This is a genomic window from Ruegeria haliotis, assembly GCF_013377785.1.
GTDB classification, from domain to species: domain Bacteria; phylum Pseudomonadota; class Alphaproteobacteria; order Rhodobacterales; family Rhodobacteraceae; genus Ruegeria; species Ruegeria haliotis.
Genome location: NZ_JABXWT010000052.1, coordinates 1 through 1,461, shown reverse-complemented (window position 1 = coordinate 1,461; position 1,461 = coordinate 1). Strand labels below are relative to the sequence as shown.

Below are 1,461 nucleotides of genomic sequence, written 5' to 3'. Positions count from 1 at the left end.
CCCCCGCCATGTTCGAGTGCGCGCTACCAGAAATACAATCGACCTGACAGGTAAGAACGAAGTTTGCCACAGATCCCATCGATGTCACCTACGTCCAATTCCAAGCCAGAGCAACAAAACGACGGTTAACGTGACAATACCCATGCAGCTGCGCAAGGTGAGGGCCGGATAGATCATCCCTCCGCTGGTGCCACGGCCCGCTGATAGAGATGCCATGTGGTGTGACCAAGGATCGGCAGGGTAAAGATCAGGCCCAGAAACGCCGGAACCAGCGACAACAGCATGGTGACCGAGATAATCGCCGCCCAGGTGAGCATGACCACCGGGTTTTCCGTGACGACGCGAATGGACGTTAACATGGCGGAAACGAAATTGGTTTCCCGGTCGAGCAGCAAGGGCATGGCGACGACGGTCACCGAGAACAGTACAGCCGACAGAATTGCGCCTGCGCAGGTGCCAATAGCAAGGAAGGTCCAGCCCTGCGGTGTGAAGAACACGGTGTTCAAAAACCCGTCAAAATCCGAGAAGGGCGCATCCTGCAGGATGATCGCCAGCCAAAGCCGAACCTGGTAAATCCACACCCAGAAAATGAACAGAGTGACAAAGGCCATCCAGCCCATTTCGCGCTTGCGTTGATTGGCCATGACGGTGAGGATTTCAGACCAGCCGAAACTCTCTCCCTTCTGCAACCGGCGGGACATTTCATAAAGCCCGGTGGCGGCGAAAGGTGCGACCAGCGGAAAGCCTACAACGGCGGGAATGATCATCCAGATCTTGCCGAGCCAGATCAGGCTCCAGACAAACAGGATTCCGAAAACGGCGTAGAGCAGGCCGAAAAAACCGCTCATGAAGGGGCGAGTCAGAAAGTCGGAAAACCCGGCCTTCAGCGACGCAGTGATATCGCCCGCAGTCACCTTGTTGACCTTGGGCATGGCCCGCTGCGGCGGCGTCAGATTGTTCGGTGGTGTGGAACCTGCGGTCTTGGATGCCATGACACACTCCTCCCAAAGCATGGCACCGCGCTGGTCCGTTTGCTAACGGACCCGGCGGTGAAGCAGACGTCCCTCCGCCGCATACAAATTTGCATCAGATGAGGCATCAGGGCAAGGGGGAGTATGGCAGCTAAGTCTGCGTCCTACCAGTTCGCGCACAGCGCAGCGAACGGCGATGTTTCTCGAACCAGCCACTCGGTACCCGCGTGGCGGAGGATTTAAGAGCCCAATCCTGCCGTTGCCGCCTATTTGAAATGCTGCGCGTGCAGTCGGCGGGTCGCAGCCCAATGCAGCCATCTGATCTGCCGTACAACGTCAATAATCGGACCTCAATCTGGCAAGGAAACTTGGATCGTTGAACGGGACCTTCGTCGTTGTTTCTCCTCAGCGTAACCCTAGGTGTTTGATCCCAAGGTTTGATGGTGCGATCCATTCGTTGAAATGGAAGGAAGCATTATGGGACAAGTAC

Annotated in this window: 1 protein-coding gene; it reads right to left on the bottom strand. The window is 56.5% G+C overall.

The genetic code is table 11. The features are described 5' to 3' along the window. Positions 1–173: 173 nt before the first annotated feature. Positions 174–992: a DUF2189 domain-containing protein gene (locus tag HW561_RS23225; RefSeq protein ID WP_176867756.1), complete on the bottom strand. Its 819-nt coding sequence runs from the start codon at positions 990–992 to the stop codon at positions 174–176. Between the last annotated feature and the right edge of the window lie 469 nt (positions 993–1,461).

Excerpts from the sequence above, each read along its gene's own strand:
- HW561_RS23225 (WP_176867756.1), bottom strand. The coding sequence starts at position 992 with ATGGCATCCAAGACCGCAGGTTCCACACCACCGAACAATCTGACGCCG.